Genomic DNA, 19969 nt, shown 5'->3' with positions numbered 1-19969 from the left:
AATCATTTACCTCCCTTATAAATATGACTCTGTCGCTACTAAGATGAGTGTCGCTTGTTCCGTTGCTCGATTAATAATTTGATGTTCATCTGCGGCGTGGAAATAAATAGCTTCTCCTTTTTTAGCTGCATACTCATTTCGACCAAGTAGCACGGTCACTTCCCCTTTTAACACATAAGCAAAAGTTTCTGAAAGTGATGGTTCGAAGCTTTTAAAACAGCTATTTGCCTCTATTTCAAGTAGCACTGGTTCCATTTCTTTTTCATTCGATTCTGGAACAAGCCACTTTATTCTGTAACCTTTTTCTTCATCTTCAAAGAAAGTATGCTCTAACTCTCCGTAAATTACTTTTTGATTATGTTCTTCTTCATCAAAGAAATCTTTCGGAGTGGAACCTAACACTTCCAAAATAGCAAATAACGTTTCAATCGAAGGAGAGCTCAAATCTCGTTCTAGCTGAGAAATATATCCCTTCGTCAAATCCGTTCGTTCGCCTAATTCTTCTTGTGTCAAGTTCTTGCTGAGTCTAAGATTTTTTATGCGTTTGCCAATTTCCATGTCAATGTCCTTTCTTTCAAGTTTAGTGATAGTAAACCTCAAGTCATAGAAGTTTACTAATATTAAACAAAAAGTTTACTTACAGCAAGGTACATTATACAATAAAGCCTTATCATGAACAATAGTTTTTTTGATTTTTTTCTACACTAGATAAATCATTTTAAAACAAAAAACCTTAAGAACGTTGCATTGTCCTTAAGGTCTTCTCTTATTCTAAAAAGTCATCATATAAATACGTTTCAATCATGTTGAGATTTTGGCGTAGGTCACGGGCTAATTCCCTTGAAATCCCGCCTTTTTCAAACATATTTTGAATAATATCACGTTCTAATTGGAAAGCAACTACTTGGACTTCGCGTTTTTTTTGTTCGAATTTTGCGCGTTTACCTCTTGGACTGTGCTCTTTTCTCACGCGTTCTAAGAAAATAGTGTGTTCCGTAATTAGTGGTCCAATTATATCAGCATTTTCTTTCGTTAATTGTTCTTTAAGTTTAGAAATAATGAGTACTTCATTTTCTTCTCGTAATTGGCGAATTGCTTGAAATCGTTCGCTATCTTTAGAAATACCTTTTTTCACTTTATGGGTGATTCTACGCCATTTTTTCGGGTGAATGACAAGCATTATTAGACGATATAGGAACATCCATGCTGTTTTTATTTTTGTTCGGAAGCGCTGTTTAATCGCTTGTTCCATCATATTGAGATAATGTTGATAACGATAGCTATCTGTAGCAACAATGCGTCCTTCATCGGTCATTTTTTGGGTGTTTTCACGTTCCCACTGGATAATTTCTAATCGTTTCACACGTTCTCTTTCATCCATGCCTCGATTCGAAATATTATTTTGCTGTAAATCATAAATCCGTCTCCGGTAATCTTCAATGACTTCATCTGTTGCGGATTTCGTTTCTGGTAAAGTTTGTTCTTTCAATTCTCTAATGACATTTCGAAGTATCCGAATCCGCGTCGCAATTTCAGCTCGTTCATCTTCTGTAGTTACTTCTTCACTTTTTGCTAGTAACGGTAAAATAAATGTCGCAATAACTAGCGTACACAGAATTACGCCTGATGCTATAAAGATAATTAGCGAGCGCTGCGGAAATAGTGATCCATCGTCTAAGAAAAATGGAATTGCCATCGCACTGGCAAGCGTAACTGCTCCGCGAACACCAGAAAGCGATGTGAGCACAACCGGTCTAAACTTAGGTAGCTGTGTCTTTTTATTCTGTTTTTGTCTTTGTTTTGCACCAATGCTCCATGAGATGTAAACCCATAAGAAGCGCAGTAAAATCAAGGCTGCTGTGATAGAAAGTATATAAGCGATTACTTGTAAATTGCTACTACCAGAATCATTCCATACTACCTCGGTAATCGCAGGAAGTTGCGTACCAAGCAGTAAAAACACTAAGCCATTTAAAACAAAAATAATAACCGACCAAGTACTTTGCGAAACAATATTTAATTTAACTAATTGCGGATCCATTTTCTTTTGTTCCATTGAATGCATAATCCCAGCTGCAACCACCGCTAAAATTCCTGAAACGTGTAATTCCTCTGCCGCTAAATAAATAATAAATGGCGTTAAAATTTGGACTAGCATATGAAAAGTTACATCTTCCATACCTAGCCCGCGTACCCATTTTAACAGTCTAAATTTCAACCAGCTAAGAATCATTCCTACTAAAATACCGCCAATCGCGATAATTAAAAAGCTAATACTCGCATCCATTAAACTAAATACGCCTGTCACCATCGCAGCAATCGCAAATTGGAACGCAACTAGTCCTGAAGCGTCATTAATAAGCGCTTCTCCTTCTAGCAAATTCATTATCCGTTTTGGTAAATTAATCCGCCCAGAAAGTGAACTAACGGCTACAGCATCAGTTGGCGCAAGAGCTGCTGCAAGAGCAAAAGCTGCTGCAAGTGGAACGGTTGGAATCATCCAGTGGACAAAATAACCAATCACAACAACCGTCGCAAACACAAGCCCGAGCGCTAATACTAAAATCGGCATCCGCATTCCCCAAAGTGCCGCTTTATCCGTCTGTCTGCCATCATTAAATAGCAAGGGTGCAATAAACATTACTAGAAAAAGTTCTGGGTTGAGTTGTAAATCAAATGTAATTGGCATAATAGCAATAATTACACCAAGTCCGATTTGAATTAATGGCACCGAAACAAAGGGAACAAACCGATTTAGTAAATTAGAAATAAAAATTGCTACAAGTAATGCTAAAACATATAAAAATATCTCCAATATGTATCGTCCCCTTTCGTTTTTCTCCTATATTATTATGAAGCAAAATAAATTATCACGCAAATATAAAACAGCTTCATTTCTTTGTACCACTCGGTTCAGAAAGAAATAAAGCCATTTATGAGATTAATTTTCTTTTTCTTTTTTATATTGATCAATTTGGTCATTCAAGTTTTTCATTTTTTCATCCAAATGAGTAATAATTCGCGCGGCATCTTGTAATTCTTTTACAAGTTCTTCTGGTGCTTCTTGTTGATATTTATAGTAAATTTTATGTTCTAAGCTTGCCCAAAAATCCATTGCAACTGTCCGAATTTGAATTTCAACCGTCATTTTTTCCGAACGGTTCGTTAAAAACACAGGTACCTCGCAAAGTAAATGTAAACTCCGGTAGCCATTAGGTTTAGGATTAGTTACATAGTCTTTCACACGCTTAATCGTTATATCACTTTGGCCGGCAAGCATTTCATGAATACGAAAAATATCAGATACAAAAGAACAGGTGATTCGAATTCCCGCAATATCATGTACATATTTAAGTGCATTTTCTGGTGTAATATCCACATTTTTCTTTTCCAGTTTTGCCCCGATGCTTTCGAGTGATTTGACCCGTGATTTCAAGTGTTCCATTGGATTATAGTCATGTATAAATTGAAATTCTTCATTCAATATTTTAAGTTTCGTGTTCACTTCTTCTAATGCAAAACGGTGAAGTAGCATAACATTTCGCCAATGCTTTAGTTCGTCTACTGATGGTTGTTCCATGATGACACTCCTTCCATATGTATAAACTTCCTATTCCATGTTACTACAAAACAGAAGCTAGCGTAACTATATGACGAAAGTTTCACCACATTCTAATGAATTTTTCATAAAAAAGCCTAGAATAAAAATTATTCTAGGCTAATTCTCTATTTAACTAATGGGACAACTAATTACTTTATCCTTATCTGTCACAAGCAATAAATTACGATTATAATACTGTCCATCACTTTTTAATATTAGCGTTTTTTCGGTGTCATTATAATCAATCGTTAACGCTTCTTCTAAAAATATTTCCGTCCAGCGCTTAATTAATACAGGACCGATATTTGAATCTATTTCATCATCTTCAGGAGTTTTCTTTGCTACTAATCGAAGGGTAAATATGCCGCTGTTTTCACAGGAACACCCTTCTGTATCATAGTATAGATGCAACTGACCTGAAAGATTTGAACGAAGCGCGTTTAGCCGATTTATGGCGCTATCTGTAAATGTAATATACATAACCAATCACCTCTAACTCTATTATACACCTGAGTTACCAAGATTTCGCTCGTGCTGCTTACATTCGATTTAATTCACAAATTAGACATTGGGTTTTCGTTCCTTAGCATGGTATGATAGGTATGTATTTACAAAGGGGGAAAACACGCAGATGAGCGCTTATCCAAAATTCGATGTTATTTTAAAAGCATTAAATTTGTCTAGTGTAGGAGTAATTATTACAGATCCTGAGCAACAAAACAATCCGATTATTTTTGTGAACACAGGTTTTGAAAATATTACTGGTTATACCAAAGAAGATGCTATTGGCTCCAATTGTCATTTTTTGCAAGGAAATGATACTGACAAAGAAGAAATTGCGAAAATCCGTGATGCCATTAATCAAAAATCAACTGCGAATGTTTTACTGAAAAATTACCGAAAAGATGGTACTTCTTTTATGAACGAACTGACAATTGAACCGATTTATGATGATAATGATCATTTATATTTTGTTGGTATTCAAAAAGATGTGACGACCGAGCATAATTATCAACTGGAACTTGAAAAATCCTTATGGGAAATCGAAAAACTATCCACGCCAATTGTTCCCATTAAGGAAAATATTTGTGTGCTGCCGCTGATTGGTTCCTTGACCCATGACAGGTTTCAACACATGTCCGAATATGTGAGCGAATATATGGATAATGGGAAAGAAGATTACTTAATTATGGATCTTTCTGGTCTTGCTGATTTTAATGAAGATGCTGTCATGAACCTTGTGAAGTTCCATGGTTTTATGAAGCTAACAGGTGTGGAACTAATTATTACTGGAATTTCACCTAAATTTGCGATGACTTTAATGCGCTACCAAGAAAATCTATCTAGTTTAACTACTTATAGCACAATCAAAGAAGCTTTACAATTTTACTAAAACGTATTGCAAAACAACCCATTTTCCGTTATTATGGGTAAATAATCAAATATAAACCCTCATCCAAATGGTGAGGTAGAGGTTGCGAGATGCACTAGTAATTTTTTAGAGGCGAAACAAAGACGCCGACGACAAAAAACGAACAGGTTGATCGCCGAAGTGACTAATTTTTCTTTGTGTAGAAATAGTTGCTGGGACAGTTTCCTAAAGGGGCTGGACTGCTATAAGAATTTGTCGAAATTTCTTATAGGTGTGCTATCTGACAAAATGATGTTGGTAAAATACGTAACAGCCAATTTCTTGCAGATTGGCTGTTTTTGCGCACTTCCTCTGATAATAGAAAGGGAGATTTATAGTGAAAAAAGAAACACATGGCGAAATTCGTCGTGACTTAAAGACAAGGCATCTGTCTATGATTGCCATTGGTGGTTCCATCGGGACAGGTTTATTTTTAGCAAGTGGAAATGCGATTCATACTGCAGGGCCTGGTGGAGCACTAGTTGCTTATATTGCGATTGGTATCATGGTGTACTTTTTAATGACAAGCTTAGGTGAGATGGCTACATACATGCCTGTTTCCGGCTCATTTAGTACGTATGCTAGTCGATTTGTCGATCCGGCTTTCGGTTTTGCGCTTGGTTGGAATTATTGGTTTAACTGGGCAATCACGCTTGCGGTCGATATTTCAACAGCGGCGATTATTGTTCAATTTTGGTTGCCGAATACGCCTGCTTGGCTCTGGAGTGCGATTTTCTTACTCTTGATTTTCGGTTTAAATGCCCTATCGGTAAAAGCTTACGGGGAGTCAGAGTACTGGTTCTCGATTATTAAAGTAGCAACCGTTATTATTTTTCTCATCGTTGGTGTGCTGACAATTGTTGGTATTCTTGGCGGCGAAGTGATTGGCTTTTCTAACTTTACAGCAGGAGATGCACCATTTAAAGGTGGTTTTTTCGCGATATTAGGTACGTTCTTGATTGCTGGATTTTCTTTCCAAGGTACTGAAATGGTTGGGATTGCAGCTGGTGAAAGTGCTACTCCAGAAAAAAGTGTTCCTAAGGCGATTAAGCAAGTTTTCTGGCGGATTTTGTTATTTTATATTTTTGCGATTTTTATTATCGGGATGATTATTCCTTATACTAATCCAAATTTACTGAGCGCCGAGGCAACAGATGTGGCAATTAGCCCATTTACACTCGTATTTGAAAAAGCTGGGCTTGCATTTGCGGCTTCTGTGATGAATGCGGTTATTCTGACGTCTGTTCTATCCGCCGGTAATTCAGGTCTTTACGCTTCTACAAGAATGCTTTGGGCAATGGCTCGTGATAAAAAAGCACCTAAATTCTTAGGCAAAGTAAACCGTCGTGGTATTCCAATGGCTGCACTTATTGTGACAACTATTGTTGGTGCGATGACATTCATTACTACACTAACTGAAAATGGTACGGTGATTTATACGTGGCTCCTTTCAGCATCTGGGTTAACCGGATTTATCGCTTGGGTTGGCATCGCTATTAGCCATTACCGTTTCCGAAAAGCATTTATAAAACAAGGACACGATTTAAGTGAGCTGAAATATAAAGCAAAATTTTTCCCTTTTGGTCCGATTTTAGCTTTGATTTTATGTATTTTAGTCATTGTTGGTCAAGATTACGCGGCATTTTTAAAACCAGAATTTACGAATCCTGCTTGGTGGCAAAAAATCGGTATTTCTTATATCGGCCTCCCTATTTTCCTTATTTTCTGGTTATCATTTAAATTTACAAATAAAACAAAAGTCATTCCACTGGAAGACTGCAAATTTGATCAAAAATAAAAAAACATCTCTTGTTCATTCATTTTTACTTGAATGATACAGGAGATGTTTTTATTTACTCTTTTTTAGTAAGGTTTCTACTTTTTTATTTAAACGGATTAATTCTTCTATTTCTGTTTCGGTAAGGTTTTCGAACACTTTCATCATCGCTTTGTACATAAAAGCGTTTGCAGTGGAACGCTTAGATAAGTCTTCTCCTTTTTTTGAAAGTTTTAATGTTAAATCCATATTATCCGTTGGGATCGTTTTGTTTAATTTTACAACAAGACCTAAGCTAATTAACCCGTCCACATTAGCCGCGGCAGAACTTCCAGTAATTATTAATCGTTTCGTTAAATCCGCCACTGAAATACCAGGGGTGCTATAAATCACATTTATCATGGCAAGTTGCTGAATGGTTAGTCCTAAGCTTGCCGCATTTTGATCGGCGTATCCCGCTGAAATCCGCTGTATGGACCAATAAGTTTTTAATAATTCACTAATATTTTCTGTATCTGTATTAATTTTCGCCATCATTCAACCTCCTCTTTCCATCTATTCTACGCACTTTGTCAGAAAAACTCAATCATATTTACGAAAAAAACATATTTCAATACGTTTTTATAGTTGCTTATTAAAAGTAAGTGTGATATAGTTTACTTATAAACAGTGAAGCTATTGCTTTTCTAACGTGTAAAAGTATTTTTTTAAGGTTTAATATGAAACAATTTAGGCTAGATTATAAGAGAATACTTTTATAAAAAAACATATTTGGAGGAATGAAAAAATGACAGTAGAAAAATGGAACGTAGACCCAGCGCATAGTTCAATCGAATTTCAAGTAAAACACATGATGGTATCAAAAGTAAAAGGTGCATTTAGCGATTTCACAGCGGATATCGAAATGGATCCAGAAGATTTAACTTCTGCAAAATTAAACTTCTCTGTATCAGCAGCTTCTGTAGATACTCGCCAAGCACAACGCGATGGTCATCTAAAAAGTGAAGATTTCTTTAATGTAGAAAAATATCCAAACGTTACTTTTACCGCAACAAAAATCACTGCTGATGGCGATGATGAATACGAAGTGACTGGTGATTTAACGATTCGCGACGTAACAAAACCTCTTACACTAGAAGTAAGCTATGAAGGTACTGGAAAAGATCCCAACACTGGTAATATGGTAGCTGGTTTTGAAGCAAAAGGTAAATTCAACCGTAAAGACTTTGGTCTAAATTACAATGCTGCGTTAGAAACTGGCGGCGTACTTATTGGTGACGAAGTAAAATTAAACATTCAAATCGAAGCAAGCAAATAATGGTTGAAACTACGAATAGCTAGCCTATTCGTAGTTTTTTTGTAGCTTTATCCGCCCTTTTAAGCTAAAATAGTTCTATTGTTTAAAAAAAGGGGGCTAACATCGCTATGGAAAATAAACAAAATGGACAGCTGGGCGGGATTATCGCTGGCGCTCTCGCTTATGTGTGTTGGGGCGTTCTTCCAATCTACTGGAAGCTAGTTACTCATGTTCCACCAATGGAGATTTTGGCCTATAGAATTATATGGTCTTTTATTTTTATGTTATTTTTAATCGTTTGTTTACGAAAAGCTTCGATGGTTTTTCAAGAAACGAAAGATGTTTTACTTAAACCGAAAACGCTTATCGCTATTATCGCCGCGGCTTTTTTAGTTACAGCAAACTGGTATTTATTCATTTATACGGTGAATAGTGGGCATGTGACAGAGGCAAGTCTTGGTTACTACATCAATCCACTTGTCAACGTACTTCTTGCAACTGTTATTTTAAAGGAACGATTAAGTCGTGGAGAAATTATTGCAGTTATCTCTGCTACAATTGGTGTTTTAATACTTACATGGCATCTTGGCTCTGTTCCTTTTGCAGCGATTGGGATGGCTGTTACCTTCTCTCTTTACGGTCTGATTAAAAAAGTTGTTTCCGTTTCAGTCTGGACTGGCTTAACGCTTGAGACAATGATTATCACACCATTCGCACTTATTTATGTTATATTTTTCGCAACCAATGGATTAATGCAGTATCCTGCAGAAACCAATATTATTTTAGTTGGTGCTGGTGTCGTTACCGCTATACCGCTGCTTTTATTTGCCACTGCTGCGAAGAAAATCAGCTATACAATGGTTGGATTCTTGCAGTACATCGGTCCAACGTTAATGCTTGCACTTGGTGTCTTACTATTCAAAGAAAGCTTTGACCACATTCAATTATTTGCGTTCATGTTCATTTGGTTAGCATTGATTATTTTCACGATTTCTCACATTTATTCCGCAGCCAAAATCAAACAACTAGCAAATGCCACAAAAAAATAAATGTTTCCCAGTCCCCTCTTTCGGGAATAATTCTTCTATCAAACGAGAATCTATTCCATAAAAATGAATAGGGGGCTTTTTTCATGAAAATTGGTATCATTGGTGCTACGGGCCGAGCTGGTTCAAGGATTCTAGAAGAAGCAAAAAACCGTGGCCACGAAGTAACAGCTATTGTTAGAAACGCTGGGAAAATAACGCAAACGCATAAAGATATTAATATTTTACAAAAAGATATTTTTGATTTAACGCTTTCCGATTTATCTGATCAAAATGTCGTAGTTGATGCTTACGGGGTCAGCCCAGAGGAAGCAGAAAAACATGTCACTTCACTTGATCACTTAATTTCTGTTTTAAATGGAACGGTTTCTCCGCGCTTACTTGTCGTTGGCGGCGCAGCTAGTCTTCAAATTGATGAAGATGGAAATACCCTTTTAGAATCTAAAGGGCTTCGGGAAGCACCCTACTATCCAACTGCTCATGCGCAAGCGAAACAATTAGAGCATTTAAAAGCGCATAAAGCAGAGCTCAGTTGGACGTACATTAGCCCTTCTGCCATGTTTGAGCCTGGTGAACGTACTGGAGATTATCAAATAGGGCGAGATCATCTTTTATTTGGTAGCGATGGCAATAGTTTTATCAGTATGGAAGATTACGCTATCGCTGTACTAGATGAGATTGAGCGACCAAATCACTTGAATGAACGGTTTACAGTGGCTGGAAAATAATACGAAAGTCGAAGGAGCAAAACGCCTCCTTCGATTTTTTTATCCGAAATAATACTCCCCATTGGTAGGAACTTCCTGTATACTAGTGCTATATGCAAAAAAGGGAGGAAGAAAATGGTTTTACTTGGTGCGCTAGTTAATGGGCTAGGGATTTTAATTGGTTCAATAATTGGCATGAAATTACATAATATCCCTGAACGTATGAAAGATACTGTGATGAAAGGGATGGGGTTATCCGTTATCGTCCTTGGCATTCAAATGGCATTTAAAACGAGCAATTCGCTGATTGTTATTTTAAGTATTTGTTTTGGAGCTGTTATTGGTGAATGGCTTAATATAGATTACCATCTTAACCAACTTGGGCACTGGATTGAACGAAAAGTCGGTGCAAAAGGTAAAAGCAATGTTTCAAAAGGCTTTGTGACTGCTACACTTATTTTTGTGATTGGCGCGATGGGAATTATAGGTGCGCTTGATAGTGGGATTCGCGGTAATCATGATGTGCTTTATACGAAATCAGTAATGGATGGGTTTATCGCCCTTCTTCTTAGTACAACACTTGGTTGGGGCGTTATGTTATCGGCTATTCCGGTGTTTTTATTTGAAGGCCTTATCGCGCTTTTTGCAACACAAATTAATCAATTTATTCCAGCAGACCTGATGGCCCTAATTATTAAAGAACTAACGGCTACTGGCGGAATTATGATTTTGGCTATTGGTCTCAACTTGCTCGGTTTAACGAAAATCCGGGTTGCGAATCTGGTTCCGGGGATTTTGGTTGTTGCGCTAATTGTTGCTGGAATCTATTATTTTTAATTTCGTTTAAATGGTGGTTTTACATCTAAATTTATTAAATCAGTATATGTTTGCGGTTTTCTGTAGGCATTTCCCCAAGTTTCATTTTCCCGGTAATTTCGAATAGCATCTAAATTAAATTCAGCAATAAAAACGCCCTCTGAAACGTCATCTGTTTCTATAATTGTATTATCTTGGTAATCCCCGTTTTTATTAAAAACAATCGGGGAAAAAGCAGTAGATCTCCCCCATTTTTCTCTAGGATAGTTTGCCATTGCGACGCCAACCATATTTTCAAATGCACGAGAGTTTAGTTGGTTAAGCCTAGCTGGATTCATTTCACAAGCATTTGGAACAAGGATAATTTCTGCTCCTTTTAGCATTAATACTCTGGCGCTTTCTGGAAATTCTCTGTCATAACAAATCATCACACCAAGTTTTATCTCATCAAACTCAGAAACATTAAATTCATCCCCGCTTTGTAGCAAAGTTTCTAAAGAAAAATCACATGTATGAACTTTAGCGTAATCTAAAATTATTTCTCCATTTCGGTCAATTATAATAGCTGTATTTTGCGGTTTTTGCTTTGTTTTAGATAAATAAGTAGCACAAACACCAATGTTTAGTTCTTTTGCGAGTTTTTTTAAAGTAGTAACATATGTGCTATCTCGTGCTACTGCATCTGCCAACCACCGCGTACGCTCTTCTTCAAAACTGGCATCCATTGGCTCATTAAAGGCTGTGTCAAAAGGTGGCGCGTAACCGTTTGACCACATTTCAGGAAAAAGGACTAAATCGGCTCCTTTTCGGTGAGCTTCTTGTATATACTTCACAGATAAATTTAAATTTGCCTCTTTGTTATTTGGTACTGCTTTATGTTGTACTAAAGCGATTTTAAGATTAACCATGTGCCCCCTCCTATCCAACTAATTAACGCAATTATAACATCTATTGTTAAAAACAAAAAAACACCAACAGCCCGAAAGTTGTTGGTGTCTATATAAATCTTAGTTCATACCACCCATGAAGAAGGCTGTTGTTAATTCTTGCATGAACGCCATATCGTTTTGCATTTTCCATAATGCATCATCATCTGGATCAGCTTTTAGTTTAAGTGTAACTGTTTTAGCTTCAGATACTGCATCTGCATTTTGAACAGCTTTCGTATAGATTTCCATTGTTTTTTCAGCCATTTTTTGATCATCTGTAGCAATTGATGGATCAGCTGTTGCTGCTTTTGTTAGTTCTTCTACTAATTCTGTTTGAACACCCTTCATGTCTAGCCCTTTAACAGCGAACTGAATTTCTGGACTTTCTTTGTCGTCATTTGTTACTTTAGTAGTATACGATGTTTTTTCGTTTACTTGTTTACGAAGTGCATTATAGAAATCATCCACTTGTTTGTCTAAGTTCACGTCACTAGAAAAACTTGCAGTGAATGTACTAATGAAGCTTTCTTTAAAACTAGTTTCAAATTCTTTTTCAAATTTAGAACCATCTTCACCGTATACGTCTTTTACTTTATCTGTATCTTTATTGTAAACTACTGCGTTAACTGTGATTTCTCCTGCTTTTTTTGGTTCTACTCTTGACGCTCCACCACATGCACTTAAAACTAATACCATAGCAAGTACAAAAACCATACTAAATAACCCTTTTTTCATTAAAATATCTCCCTTTCTTATTTGAATTCCATTTAATTGTACAGAAAGCAAGGATAAAAGCCAACTATTTAACTAATAATGTCATAATTTGTACATATTTCCAAATTAAATGAGGTGAAACACTTGAATAAAAAAACAAATGCATGTCGAATTTTAGATAAACAAAAGATTAGTTATCAATTACGTGAGTATAACTGGAGTGAAGACACGCTCGATGCACTTCATGTTGCGGAAGAAACTGGCAATAATCCTGCACAGATTTTTAAAACACTTGTACTGACCGGTGACAAAACAGGGAATATCGTGGCATGCATTCCTGCCAATAAGTCCTTACATTTGAAGCATTTGGCAAAGATTAGTGGCAATAAAAAATGTGAATTGATTGCGGTGGACACGTTAGAGAAGCTGACAGGTTATATTCGCGGTGGATGTTCTCCAATTGGTATGAAAAAACTATTTCCAACTTTTATTGATAATAGTGCAGAACTGCTTGATACAATCTTAATTTCGGCTGGAAAAAGGGGACTACAAATCGAATTAGTACCAGCTGACTTAAAAAAAGTAGTACGTGCGGAGTTTGCGATGATTACGGAAGAATGAAGAAGAATTCGATTTTAACAAGGGAGTTTCGTTTTTATGAATATATCTGTTTATGTTGCAAGTGCGTTTAGTAAGAATAATAAAGGTGGAAATAAGGCTGGTGTAGTATTGAACGAACCAACATTAACCACCCTTCAAAAAATCACCATTGCAAAACAATTAGGCTATGCTGAAACAGCCTTCCTGACTGATTCTAACTTCGCCGATTATAAATTAGAATATTTCACACCAAAAGAAGAAGTTGATTTATGTGGCCATGCGACAATCGGAACTTTCACGATTTTAATGCATTTACATAAACTGCTTAAAAATCAGTATACGATTGAAACTAATAGTGGCATTCTTACTATTACGATAAAAAATGGCACGATTTTCATGGAACAAAATCAACCAATTTTTTATGATGTCATTCCGCCCAATAAATTAATTAGTTGTTTTGACTTAAACTTTCTAAATACTAACTATCCTATTCAAATTGTGTCCACTGGTTTAAAAGATATATTAATTCCAATCAAGAGTGAAGCAGTTTTACATGCCCTAAAGCCAAATTTTGAAAAGATTAAAGAAATCAGTAAAGAGTATGATGTGATTGGAATGCATCTATATACTTGTAGTAGTGACCGAATTATTTGTCGGAATTTCGCTCCATTATATGACATCAATGAAGAAGCAGCAACCGGGACCTCTAATGGGGCTTTAGCTTGTTATCTTTATAAAAATCACTACTTGAGAAAAGAAAATTATGTATTTGAACAGGGCTATTCTTTACGCTCTCCTTCCAAAATTTCAGTTAATTTAGATGTCAATGATAATAAGGAAATAGCAAAAGTATATGTGGGTGGTAAAGGATATTTCTGTGAAAAGAAGGATTTAACTATTGAATAGAAAAAAGCCGCCCCTTATAGGGGCGGCTTTTTGATTAATCATTATCAGTCTGGACATGTTCATTGCTAGAAGCTACGTGTTTTACTTTCTGGGCAATAGCGCCAACTGGATCTGCATCACGCGCTTGTTTTACTTTGTTTCCGATCATTTCGACTGGAGCACTTTCTCTTACTTGTTTTGCTTTACCAAGGATTTTTTCTCTTGGATTGAATCTTGTATTGGTTTCTTTTTCTGTGATAACTTCTGTCGTTTCTAGTTGTTTCCTAGCGATGGAGAGCATTAGTTTAATTCGATTTAGTTGATTCACAGAGCTTGAGCCGGCATCGTAGTCAATCGACATGATGTTAGCTTCTGGATACATTTTTTTGAGTCCTTTAATCATCCCTCGACCTGTAATATGGTTTGGTAAACACGCGAATGGTTGTAAGCAAGCGATATTTGGTACGTTGCTATCGAGTAATTCAAACATTTCCCCTGTTAAGAACCACCCCTCACCCATTTTATTTCCGAGTGATAGCAATTGACTCGCTTTTTCAGCGATAGATTCGATACTCGCTGGTGCTTCAAAACGTTCACTTTTCTTCAGCGCATCTGTCACTGGTTTGCGGAATTGATTAATGAGCGGAATGGCAACACTTTGTTTCGCGAATGATTTAACTTTGGAACGACCAAATGTATTAGCTGCAAAGTGATCATCATAACAGCAATACAAAATGAAATCAGTTAAATCTGGAACAACCGCTTCCCCGCCCTCGTCTTCAATGACATCCACAATATTGTTATTAGCACCCGGATGGAATTTCACGAGAATTTCTCCAACCACACCAACTCTAGGTTTCACTTCATTTGTAATTGGTAGGTTGTCAAAAGCACGAACCATTTCGTTCGCTAATCTTTTATATGCTATAAAGGAATAGTTTTCCATTAGAGCACGTCCTGCATCGAGATATTTTCGGAATAGTTTATTCGCACTTCCTGGTTCCACTTCATATGGTCTGGTCCGGTAAAGCATCCGGTCAAGCGCATCTCCTAAGCTAATTCCGGCTAGGAAACGAACAAGAACTTTTGGCGTCATTTTAAATCCTGGTTGTTTTTCTAAACCATTGGCATTAAGAGAAATAACTGGGATATGATCTAGTCCAGCTTCTCCAAGGGCTTTTTTCAACATTGATATATAGTTGGTAGCCCGACATCCGCCGCCTGTTTGCGTCATCAATACAGCTAAATTATTTACATCATAATCGCCGTGTTTCAGTGCATCCATCATTTGTCCAATCGTTAAAATTGCTGGATAACAAGCATCATTATTAACATAACGTAAGCCCTCATCCACCGCGCGAGGTGTAACTGCTGGTAATACTTCTAAATTATAACCGCCCACTTTACAAGCTGCCTCTAACATTTCAAAATGAGTTGGAGCTAGCTGTGGCGCTAAGATAGTATAGGTTTTCTTCATTTCTTTGGTAAATAATGGACGCTCTTTTGGTTTTGCCATAATTCCTGGTTTCACGTTATTTTTCTCACGCTCTTCCATGGCTGCTTTTAAGGAACGAACACGGATACGAGCAGCACCAAGGTTATTGATTTCATCTATTTTTAGTAGTGTGTATACTTTGTTGTGTCCTTCAATAATTTCTTGGCACATATCTGTTGTAATCGCATCAAGTCCGCAACCGAATGAAGTCAATTGCACAAATTCCAAATCTTCACTTTTAGCAGTAAAGCTGGCTGCGCGATATAGTCTTGCATGGTATTTCCACTGGTTTTCGACGCGAAGTTTATGGTCGATTTCTCCAAGATGAGAAATCGAATCTTCCGTAAGAACCGCCATGCCATTCATCGTAATGAGTTCCGGAATTCCGTGGTTTACTTCTGGATCAATATGATATGGATGCCCTGCAAGCACAATCCCTTTGATTTTGTTTTTCTTAATGTAAGTAAGTGCCGCTTCCCCTTCCGCTTGAATGTCTTTACGGCAAAGTTCTGCTTCCTCTAACCCTGCTTGAACTGCTTTTTCCATATCTGCAGCTGGGATTTCTGGGAAAGCGAGACTCATTTGTTCGATTAGTGCTTTTTCATTATCTAATGTTAAAAACGGACTAATCATTGGAATGTTCTTTTCTTCCAAAGCATCCACATTGACACGAATAACTTCTGGATAACCCGCCACGACTGGACAGTTAAAGTTATTCGTTGCTTCACCGAATTCCGGTTTTTCATAAACGACAGATGGATAGAAAATGCGGTCCGCTTTTTTCTTAATTAAATCCATAATATGACCATGTGTTAATTTGGCTGGGAAACAAACTGCTTCGGAGGCAATCGTTTCAATACCTTTATCATATAAGTTTTTGGATGATTTAGAGGATAAAACCACTCGGAAACCTAAGTTTGTTAAAATCGTATGCCAAAGTGGATAGTTTTCAAAAACGTTCAGTGCGCGTGGAATACCAATGGTTCCTCTAGTAGCTTCTGATTTTTTTAGTGATTTGTAATCGAAGGTCCGTTTTAATTTATACGCATATAAGTTAGGCAGTAAATTACGCTTCGTTTCGACACGTTCTCCGCGTTCACACCGGTTTCCACTAACAAACATCCTGTCATCGCCAAATCTTGTCACTGTTAGCTGACACGTATTACTGCAAAGGTTACAGCGCGACTGGGATGTTTCCGCGCTAAATTCACGCAATTTTTCTAGTACGAGCATTTCCGTTACTTCGCCAGTTTCATAATGTTCACGGGCAATCAGAGCAGCACCATAAGCTCCCATCATTCCGGCGATATCTGGTCGCACCACTTCCCGCCCTGTTAAAAGCTCAAAAGCACGCAAGACCGATTCATTATAAAAAGTTCCACCTTGAACGATTACTTTTTCGCCAATGTCTTTCGGGCTACGCAGTTTGATTACTTTTTGCAACGCATTTTTTACGACTGAATAAGCAAGACCAGCGGATAAGTCTTCCATACTCACGCCTTCTTTTTGCACTTGTTTCACTTTGGAATTCATGAAAACGGTACAGCGCGAGCCTAGGTCTACAGGGGCTTTTGCTTCCAGTGCACGGGCCGCAAATTCTTCAATGGATAAATTAAGTGTTTGCGCAAAAGTTTCGAGGAACGAACCACATCCGGCCGAACAAGCCTCATTAAGCATTAAACTATCGAGCGCACCTTTTTTAATTTTCATGCATTTCATATCTTGTCCGCCAATGTCTAAAATAAAATCCACATCAGGCAAGAATTCGCGAGCAGCACGGTAATGCGCCACTGTTTCAATTTCACCAACATCAATTTTAAGTGCGGCTTTAATAAGCGACTCGCCATAGCCTGTAATTCCAGACTGTGCAACTCGAACTTTTTCCGGTAAAATTTCGTATAAATCACTCATTGCATCAATAACAGATTGAAGTGGATTCCCATTGTTGCTAGAATAAAACGAGTACAAAATTTCATTGGTTTGACTCATTAAGATTAATTTGGTCGTAGTTGATCCAGCGTCAATGCCTAAATAAGCATCTCCTTCATAATCTTCTAGTTTCGCCCGTTTTGCTTTCATTTGATTATGACGTGCGCGGAAGGCTTCTAAATCTTCTTCCTTTTCAAAAAGCGCAGGCAAAATCACCGTGTCGGTCGCCATTGTTGTCATATCCATATTGGAAAGTCGGTGAATCATATCATCTACTTTTAAAGGAATATCATTAAGCCCTGTGAAGGCAGTTCCCAGTGCAATAAAATATTCTGCATTTTGCGGCGCAATAATATCGCTATCTTTCATTTTAAGTGTCTCTGTAAAACGATAGCGCAACTGATCAAGGAAAGTAAGTGGTCCTCCAAGAAACGCCACTTTTCCGCGAATTGGTCGTCCACAAGCAAGTCCACTAATTGTTTGCGTCACCACACTTTGAAAAATCGAAGCAGCGATATCTTCTTTTCTAGCACCTTCATTAAGTAGTGGTTGCACATCTGTTTTGGCGAACACACCACATCTAGAAGCGATTGGATAAATTGTATTCGCATTTTGCGCCAGTTCGTTTAAACCTGTTGGATCTGTTTGAAGCAGGGTAGCGATTTGGTCAATAAAAGCGCCAGTTCCGCCTGCACAAGCATTATTCATTCGTTGCTCAATCCCACCACTGAAATAAATAATCTTCGCATCTTCCCCGCCTAGCTCAATTACTACATCTGTCTCTGGAATTACCTGCTCCACTGCTTCCGTACAAGCAATTACTTCCTGCACAAATGGCACATTTAAAAATTTAGAAATGGCTAGTCCTGAAGATCCCGTAATTTTGAATGTCATTTCCGTCATACCACATTTTTTTTGCATATCTTGCATGATTTCTAAAGTTACTTTTTTAATGTCTGAATAATGTCTTCTGTAGGTTTGAAATAAAATATCCCCTTGATCATTAAGTGCTACGGCCTTTGCTGTTGTTGATCCCACATCTAATCCTGCATGAATCATCTTCTCATCCCTTTCGTTACGCGCTACTTAATATGTATAAAATTTCACATATTATCCGTTGATTGTACTTAAATTCACATGAACAGTTGTCATGAAAATGAGTGAGTACTCACTCGAAATGCATGAATGCGACAAATCGCTCTAAACACCTCTCATTCTACACGATTTTTTTTATTTGTAAAGAATTTCGCGGTGCTTTTTTATGCCAAAAAAAACAAGCATTCACTAAAATAGCTTTGTTTAGCGAATGCTTGCTTGATTGTTAATTATGTCGAATTTTTGTCTTTCGATTGGAGGCTTTTAAAATTTGATAGGCGATACCTAAGATTAAGAACCAAACAGGTGTAACAAAGAGAGCGATTCTTGTATCAGCTGCAAAACCAAGGATAACTAATAACCCTCCGAAGAAAATTAAGCTAACCCAGTTCATTAAAGGAGATAATGGCATTTTAAATTTACTTTTTTCTGCGATTTCAGGATGCTTATGACGAAAACGTAAATGTGCCACTAGAATAACGCCCCAAACCCAGATAAAGCAAATCGTCGCGATACTCGTTACTAATATAAATACTTGTTCTGGTAGGACATAATTTAAAAACACACCGATAAGTAAACATGCTGTAGATGTAATTAACGCTGTTGCTGGAACCCCATTAGAGCTCAAATGATGCATTTTTTTTGGTGCTTTTCCTTCTGCTGAAAGAGTATAAAGCATCCGGCTAGTACTGAAAATCCCACTATTACATGAAGACATAGCAGCAGTTAACACGACAAAGTTAATAATTCCGGCAGCTGCTGGAATCCCAATCATTGTAAAGACACTTACGAATGGGCTTGTGTTCGGATCAATATTGCTCCATGGATAAATCGACATTAATACGAGGAGCGCACCAATATAAAAGATTAAAATCCGAATGGGAATATTATTAATTGCTTTTGGAAGTGTCCGCTCTGGGTCATCCGCTTCTCCTGCAGTAACTCCAACAAGCTCAATTCCTACAAAAGAAAATGTCGCCATTTGAAATGCTAATAAGAACCCGGCAATTCCATTTGGGAAAAAGCCACCATAATCTACTAAATTAGAAAATGATGCGGTACTTGTGCCATGTTTGTATCCAATAAATACAAGTACAAATCCAATAACAATCAAGGCAATAATGACAACCACTTTAATAATTGCAAACCAAAATTCAATTTCACCAAAAGCTTTAACAGTTGCTAGGTTAAATAATAGAAGTATTAAAACACAGGCAAGTGCTGGAATCCATTGTGGTAAGTCGGGCACCCAAAATTTCACGTACATTCCGACCGCTGTAATTTCTGCAATACCAGTTACAATCCAGCAGAACCAATATGTCCAGCCTGTAATAAAGCCCGCCCATGGTCCAATAAATTGCTCTGCAAATTCTGTAAAAGATCCTGTTGTTGGGTTATGTATCAACAATTCACCTAAAGCTCTCATAACAAAAAATAAAATAGCCCCAATAATTAAGTAAACTAACATGATAGATGGACCTGCCAAATGAATTGACTTCCCTGCCCCTAGAAAAAGCCCTGTACCAATTGCTCCGCCAATCGCGATTAACTGAATGTGTCTATTTTTCAGCCCTCTTTGCAATTCTTCTTTTTGCTCTTCCATCTCTATTCATCCCTTTCGAGTAACTAAACAGAATAAAGTGCCGAATTGATTCAGCACTTTATTC

Annotated in this window: 17 protein-coding genes and 1 riboswitch; of the genes, 8 read left to right on the top strand and 9 right to left on the bottom strand. The window is 37.3% G+C overall.

From position 1 onward, the window contains the following. Positions 1 to 15 precede the first annotated feature (15 nt). From HCB38_RS02940 to HCB38_RS02925, 4 genes are all read right to left on the bottom strand, one after another. A complete protein-coding gene (locus HCB38_RS02940; RefSeq protein WP_185607611.1) occupies positions 16 to 558 on the bottom strand; it encodes a helix-turn-helix domain-containing protein in 543 nt (180 codons plus the stop codon). Between the two features lie 208 nt (positions 559 to 766). Continuing rightward, complete coding sequence (locus tag HCB38_RS02935; RefSeq protein ID WP_185637498.1) at positions 767 to 2815, bottom strand: Na+/H+ antiporter; 2049 nt, start codon at positions 2813 to 2815, stop codon at positions 767 to 769. Positions 2816 to 2941: 126 nt separating this feature from the next. Next, a complete protein-coding gene (locus tag HCB38_RS02930; RefSeq protein ID WP_185318249.1) occupies positions 2942 to 3580 on the bottom strand; it encodes a GTP pyrophosphokinase in 639 nt (212 codons plus the stop codon). 150 nt (positions 3581 to 3730) lie between these two features. Continuing rightward, positions 3731 to 4081 carry an iron-sulfur cluster biosynthesis family protein gene (locus HCB38_RS02925; protein ID WP_185318248.1) on the bottom strand — a complete coding sequence of 117 codons (351 nt, stop codon included), beginning with the start codon at positions 4079 to 4081 and terminating at the stop codon, positions 3731 to 3733. A gap of 151 nt (positions 4082 to 4232) precedes the next feature. On the opposite strand from HCB38_RS02925, the gene ytvA reads away from it, so the two are divergent. Together ytvA and HCB38_RS02915 are read left to right on the top strand one after the other, a co-directional pair. Continuing rightward, on the top strand, positions 4233 to 4994 hold the full coding sequence (ytvA, locus tag HCB38_RS02920) for a YtvA family blue-light photoreceptor (RefSeq protein WP_185318247.1): 762 nt from the start codon (positions 4233 to 4235) through the stop codon (positions 4992 to 4994). 68 nt (positions 4995 to 5062) lie between these two features. Continuing rightward, a riboswitch (Lysine riboswitch) is annotated at positions 5063 to 5260 on the top strand. Positions 5261 to 5349: 89 nt separating this feature from the next. Beyond that, positions 5350 to 6810 (top strand): amino acid permease, encoded by a 1461-nt coding sequence (locus HCB38_RS02915; RefSeq protein ID WP_185318246.1) that lies wholly within the window; start codon positions 5350 to 5352, stop codon positions 6808 to 6810. A gap of 51 nt (positions 6811 to 6861) precedes the next feature. On the opposite strand, the gene HCB38_RS02910 is transcribed toward HCB38_RS02915, so the two are convergent. Further along, a complete protein-coding gene (locus HCB38_RS02910; protein ID WP_185318245.1) occupies positions 6862 to 7323 on the bottom strand; it encodes a MarR family winged helix-turn-helix transcriptional regulator in 462 nt (153 codons plus the stop codon). Positions 7324 to 7576: 253 nt separating this feature from the next. On the opposite strand from HCB38_RS02910, the gene HCB38_RS02905 reads away from it, so the two are divergent. The 4 genes from HCB38_RS02905 (at position 7577) to HCB38_RS02890 (ending at position 10676) form a co-directional block, all read left to right on the top strand. Continuing rightward, a complete protein-coding gene (locus tag HCB38_RS02905; protein ID WP_185311190.1) occupies positions 7577 to 8107 on the top strand; it encodes a YceI family protein in 531 nt (176 codons plus the stop codon). A 107-nt stretch (positions 8108 to 8214) separates the two neighbouring features. Further along, positions 8215 to 9135: an EamA family transporter RarD gene (gene rarD, locus HCB38_RS02900; protein ID WP_185318244.1), complete on the top strand. Its 921-nt coding sequence runs from the start codon at positions 8215 to 8217 to the stop codon at positions 9133 to 9135. An 83-nt stretch (positions 9136 to 9218) separates the two neighbouring features. Then, the gene (locus HCB38_RS02895; protein WP_185618493.1) at positions 9219 to 9860 is read left to right on the top strand and encodes an NAD(P)-dependent oxidoreductase; all 642 of its coding nucleotides are present in this window, start codon (positions 9219 to 9221) and stop codon (positions 9858 to 9860) included. Positions 9861 to 9974: 114 nt separating this feature from the next. Further along, positions 9975 to 10676 (top strand): DUF554 domain-containing protein, encoded by a 702-nt coding sequence (locus HCB38_RS02890; RefSeq protein ID WP_185607608.1) that lies wholly within the window; start codon positions 9975 to 9977, stop codon positions 10674 to 10676. Here HCB38_RS02890 and HCB38_RS02885 read toward each other — a convergent pair. Both HCB38_RS02885 and HCB38_RS02880 read right to left on the bottom strand, forming a co-directional pair. Continuing rightward, positions 10673 to 11563, bottom strand: coding sequence for a carbon-nitrogen hydrolase family protein (locus tag HCB38_RS02885; RefSeq protein ID WP_185637496.1), 891 nt, complete (start codon positions 11561 to 11563; stop codon positions 10673 to 10675). The genes HCB38_RS02890 and HCB38_RS02885 overlap by 4 nt on opposite strands. Positions 11564 to 11662: 99 nt before the next feature. Then, complete coding sequence (locus HCB38_RS02880) at positions 11663 to 12319, bottom strand: DUF5105 domain-containing protein (RefSeq protein WP_185318240.1); 657 nt, start codon at positions 12317 to 12319, stop codon at positions 11663 to 11665. 123 nt (positions 12320 to 12442) lie between these two features. Between HCB38_RS02880 and ybaK the strand changes: the two genes are divergently transcribed. Beyond that, entirely contained in the window at positions 12443 to 12919 is a 477-nt protein-coding gene (gene ybaK / locus HCB38_RS02875) for a Cys-tRNA(Pro) deacylase (RefSeq protein ID WP_185318239.1), read from the top strand. Between the two features lie 36 nt (positions 12920 to 12955). Then, on the top strand, positions 12956 to 13804 hold the full coding sequence (locus HCB38_RS02870; RefSeq protein ID WP_185318238.1) for a PhzF family protein: 849 nt from the start codon (positions 12956 to 12958) through the stop codon (positions 13802 to 13804). 34 nt (positions 13805 to 13838) lie between these two features. Here the strand turns inward: HCB38_RS02870 and HCB38_RS02865 are convergent, their stop codons facing one another. Then, a complete protein-coding gene (locus tag HCB38_RS02865; protein WP_185607605.1) occupies positions 13839 to 18266 on the bottom strand; it encodes a 2-hydroxyacyl-CoA dehydratase in 4428 nt (1475 codons plus the stop codon). 262 nt (positions 18267 to 18528) lie between these two features. After that, entirely contained in the window at positions 18529 to 19905 is a 1377-nt protein-coding gene (locus HCB38_RS02860; RefSeq protein ID WP_185318236.1) for an amino acid permease, read from the bottom strand. Positions 19906 to 19969: the final 64 nt, after the last annotated feature.

It is taken from the genome of Listeria farberi (genome assembly GCF_014229295.1).
Lineage (GTDB): Bacteria > Bacillota > Bacilli > Lactobacillales > Listeriaceae > Listeria > Listeria farberi.
This window is presented reverse-complemented; position numbering and strand designations above follow the sequence as displayed.

Coding starts and splice junctions, on each gene's coding strand:
- HCB38_RS02940 (WP_185607611.1), bottom strand. CDS start 558: ATGGAAATTGGCAAACGCATAAAAAATCTTAGACTCAGCAAGAACTTG.
- HCB38_RS02930 (WP_185318249.1), bottom strand. CDS start 3,580: ATGGAACAACCATCAGTAGACGAACTAAAGCATTGGCGAAATGTTATG.
- HCB38_RS02925 (WP_185318248.1), bottom strand. CDS start 4,081: ATGTATATTACATTTACAGATAGCGCCATAAATCGGCTAAACGCGCTT.
- ytvA (WP_185318247.1), top strand. CDS start 4,233: ATGAGCGCTTATCCAAAATTCGATGTTATTTTAAAAGCATTAAATTTG.
- HCB38_RS02910 (WP_185318245.1), bottom strand. CDS start 7,323: ATGGCGAAAATTAATACAGATACAGAAAATATTAGTGAATTATTAAAA.
- HCB38_RS02905 (WP_185311190.1), top strand. CDS start 7,577: ATGACAGTAGAAAAATGGAACGTAGACCCAGCGCATAGTTCAATCGAA.
- rarD (WP_185318244.1), top strand. CDS start 8,215: ATGGAAAATAAACAAAATGGACAGCTGGGCGGGATTATCGCTGGCGCT.
- HCB38_RS02895 (WP_185618493.1), top strand. CDS start 9,219: ATGAAAATTGGTATCATTGGTGCTACGGGCCGAGCTGGTTCAAGGATT.
- HCB38_RS02890 (WP_185607608.1), top strand. CDS start 9,975: ATGGTTTTACTTGGTGCGCTAGTTAATGGGCTAGGGATTTTAATTGGT.
- HCB38_RS02885 (WP_185637496.1), bottom strand. CDS start 11,563: ATGGTTAATCTTAAAATCGCTTTAGTACAACATAAAGCAGTACCAAAT.
- HCB38_RS02880 (WP_185318240.1), bottom strand. CDS start 12,319: ATGAAAAAAGGGTTATTTAGTATGGTTTTTGTACTTGCTATGGTATTA.
- HCB38_RS02870 (WP_185318238.1), top strand. CDS start 12,956: ATGAATATATCTGTTTATGTTGCAAGTGCGTTTAGTAAGAATAATAAA.
- HCB38_RS02865 (WP_185607605.1), bottom strand. CDS start 18,266: ATGATTCATGCAGGATTAGATGTGGGATCAACAACAGCAAAGGCCGTA.
- HCB38_RS02860 (WP_185318236.1), bottom strand. CDS start 19,905: ATGGAAGAGCAAAAAGAAGAATTGCAAAGAGGGCTGAAAAATAGACAC.